This is a genomic window from Halomonas sp. (genome assembly GCF_014859505.1).
Taxonomy (GTDB): Bacteria; Pseudomonadota; Gammaproteobacteria; order Pseudomonadales; family Halomonadaceae; genus Halomonas.
The window spans coordinates 1-2,983 of the sequence record NZ_JACUUD010000215.1 but is presented as its reverse complement, the minus strand read 5'-3'; the positions used below and the strand labels follow the sequence as shown (position 1 = coordinate 2,983).

Sequence of the window (2,983 nt, the reverse complement as noted above, 5' to 3'; positions counted from 1 at the left end):
GCCGCGACCTGATCGCCGACAGCGTCGAGTACATGGTCAACGCCCACTGCGCCGATGCCCTGGTGTGCATCTCCAACTGCGACAAGATCACCCCCGGAATGCTCAACGCCGCCATGCGCCTGAACATCCCGGTGATCTTCGTCTCCGGCGGCCCCATGGAGGCGGGCAAGACCAAGCTGCTCGACCACAACATCGACCTGATCGATGCCATGATCTTCGCCGCCGATGACCAGTACAGCGACGAGCAGATCGAGGAGATCGAGCGCAGCGCCTGCCCCACCTGCGGCAGCTGCTCCGGCATGTTCACCGCCAACTCCATGAACTGCCTGATGGAGGCGCTGGGCCTGGCGCTGCCCGGCAACGGCACGGTGCTGGCCACCCACGCCGATCGCCGCCGGCTCTTCGAGGAGGCGGGCAGCCGCATCGTCACGCTGGCCAAGCGCGTCTACGAGGGCGACGAGGCGCACCTGCTGCCCCGCGCCATCGGCTCCCGGGCGGCCTTCCGCAACGCCATGACCCTGGACATCGCCATGGGCGGCTCCACCAACACCATCCTGCATCTGCTGGCCGCCGCCCAGGAGGCCGAGGTGGACTTCACCATGGCCGACATCGACCGGCTGTCGCGTGAGGTGCCGCAGCTCTGCAAGCTGGCGCCCAACACCCAGCAGTACCATATCGAGGACTGCCACCGCGCCGGCGGCATCATGGCGATCCTCGGCGAGCTGGATCGCGCAGGCGTCCTGGATACCCGCGTGCCCACCGTCTACGGCGATACCCTGAAGGACGCCCTGGACGAGTGGGACATCATGCGCAATCCCAGCGCCGAGGTGGTGGAGTTCTACAAGGCCGGCCCCGGCGGCATCCCGACCCAGACCGCCTTCTCCCAGGCCGCGCGCTGGCCGAGCCTCGACGGCGACCGCGCCAACGGCTGCATCCGTGATCTCGAGCACGCCTTCTCCCGCGAGGGCGGGCTGGCCGTGCTGTTCGGCAATATCGCCCTGGACGGCTGCGTGGTGAAGACCGCCGGGGTCGACGAGTCGATCCTGGTCTTCGAGGGGCCGGCCCACGTGGTGGAGTCCCAGGACCAGGCGGTGGAGCATGTGCTGGGCGGGCTGGTGAAGCCCGGCGAGGTGGTGGTGGTGCGCTACGAGGGCCCCCGCGGCGGCCCCGGCATGCAGGAGATGCTCTACCCGACCAGCTATCTCAAGTCCAAGGGGCTCGGCAAGGTGTGCGCGCTGATGACCGACGGGCGCTTCTCCGGCGGCAGCTCCGGCCTCTCCATCGGCCACGTCTCCCCGGAAGCCGCCGCCGGCGGCGCCATCGGCCTGATCGAGAGCGGCGACATCATCCAGATCGACATCCCCAACCGGTCGATCAACGTCAAGCTGACCGATGCCGAACTGGCCGCCCGCCGCGAGGCCGAGGAGGCCAGGGGCGCTGCCGCCTGGAAACCCAGCATCCAGCGCGAGCGCAAGGTCTCGGCGGCGCTCAAGGCCTACGCCATGCTCGCCACTTCCGCCGACAAGGGCGCGGTACGCGACCTCTCCAGGCTCGACTGATCTGGCGCGATTGATCCGGCTGGCCGGATGCGCCATCGGCGTATCCGGTCATGCCTGCTACCAGAGCCCGCCATCGCCAGCGGCTGCATTGCGCAGGCGGTCGCGGGCGATGTAGAGGGCGGCGATGGCCCTGGCCTCATGGAAGTCATCCCGGGCGAGCAGCGCGGGCAGCTCCTCGAGGGCATGGGTCTCGACGATCAGCGGCTCCGGCTCGTCGCCGGGCAGCCGCTTCGGGTAGAGGTCCCTGGCCAGCAGCACCTGCATGCGGTGGCGCATGTAGTTGGGCGCCAGCGACAGCTCCACCAGCGGCTCGATGCTGCGGGCGCCGAAGCCGCACTCCTCCATCAGCTCTCGGTTGGCGGCGGTGACGATATCCTCGCCCGGGTCGACGAGCCCCTTGGGCAGGGTCAGCACGTACTCCTCGAAGCCGGCGGCGTACTCGCGGATCAGCAGCACGTGGTCGGGGTCGGGCATGGCGACGATCATCACCGCGCCGCTGTCGCTGCCGGTCAGCCGTTCGAAGGTGCGCTCCTCGCCGTTGGAGAAGCGCAGGTCCAGGGATTCGACGTGGAACAGGCGGCTCCTGGCCACTGTCTGGCGAGCGAGCACCCGGGGCTTCTGCGGCCACTGTGGCTCTGATCCGGGAGAGTTGGGCCCGGAGGCCTGGGACCTGGGGTCGTCGGACATGGGAGCTCCGTTTCTGGGAGGGGAGGGCGCCTGATACAATACCATCCCCAGACAGCCACCACCCGGGAGTCGCGATGATCGACTGGCGTGCCATCGATACCGTCCTGCTCGACATGGACGGCACCCTGCTGGACCTTCACTTCGACAGCCACTTCTGGCTCGAGCACCTGCCGCGGCGCTACGTGGAGCTGCACCAGCTCGACGAGGCTACCCAGGAGGTGGTGCGCTCCAAGGTGCTACACGAGCAGGGCACCCTCAACTGGTACAGCCTGGCCTACTGGAGCCGCGAGCTGGACCTCGACATCGTCGCCCTCAAGCGCGAGATCCAGCACCTGATCGGCCTGCGCAGTGACGCCCTGGACTTCCTCAAGTGGCTCAAGCTGGCCCACCCCCGGGTGGTGCTGGCCACCAATGCCGACCGCGCCAGCCTCGAGCTCAAGCTGCCGCTCACCGGCCTGGAGGAGTACCTGGACGCCATCGTCTCCTCGGCGGACCTGGGCGTGCCCAAGGAGGAGCAGGCCTTCTGGCCCGCCCTCCAGGCGGTCGAGCCCTTCGACCCGGCGCGCACCCTGTTCATCGATGACAACCCCAGGGTGCTGGCCAGCGCCCGGGAGTTCGGCATCCGCCACCTGCTCGGCATCAAGCAGCCCGACAGCACGCGGCCGGAGAAGGAGCTCGGGGAGTTCGTGGCCCTCGACCGCTTCGCGGCGATCCTGCCCGGCAACCTGCCGCCCGGG

At 69.0% G+C, this 2,983-nt stretch carries 3 protein-coding genes; 2 read left to right on the top strand and 1 reads right to left on the bottom strand.

The features are described from left to right. Window positions 1-1,559: dihydroxy-acid dehydratase (ilvD, locus tag IBX53_RS15545; protein WP_290911114.1), on the top strand; the 1,559-nt coding region annotated here is incomplete at its 5' end. A 57-nt stretch (window positions 1,560-1,616) separates the two neighbouring features. Here ilvD and nudE read toward each other — a convergent pair. Further along, the gene (nudE, locus tag IBX53_RS15540) at window positions 1,617-2,246 is read right to left on the bottom strand and encodes an ADP compounds hydrolase NudE (RefSeq protein WP_290911111.1); all 630 of its coding nucleotides are present in this window, start codon (window positions 2,244-2,246) and stop codon (window positions 1,617-1,619) included. A gap of 74 nt (window positions 2,247-2,320) precedes the next feature. Here nudE and yrfG point away from each other — a divergent pair. After that, window positions 2,321-2,983: GMP/IMP nucleotidase (gene yrfG, locus IBX53_RS15535; RefSeq protein WP_290911108.1), on the top strand; the 663-nt coding region annotated here is incomplete at its 3' end.

Coding starts and splice junctions, on each gene's coding strand:
- nudE (WP_290911111.1), bottom strand. CDS start 2,246: ATGTCCGACGACCCCAGGTCCCAGGCCTCCGGGCCCAACTCTCCCGGA.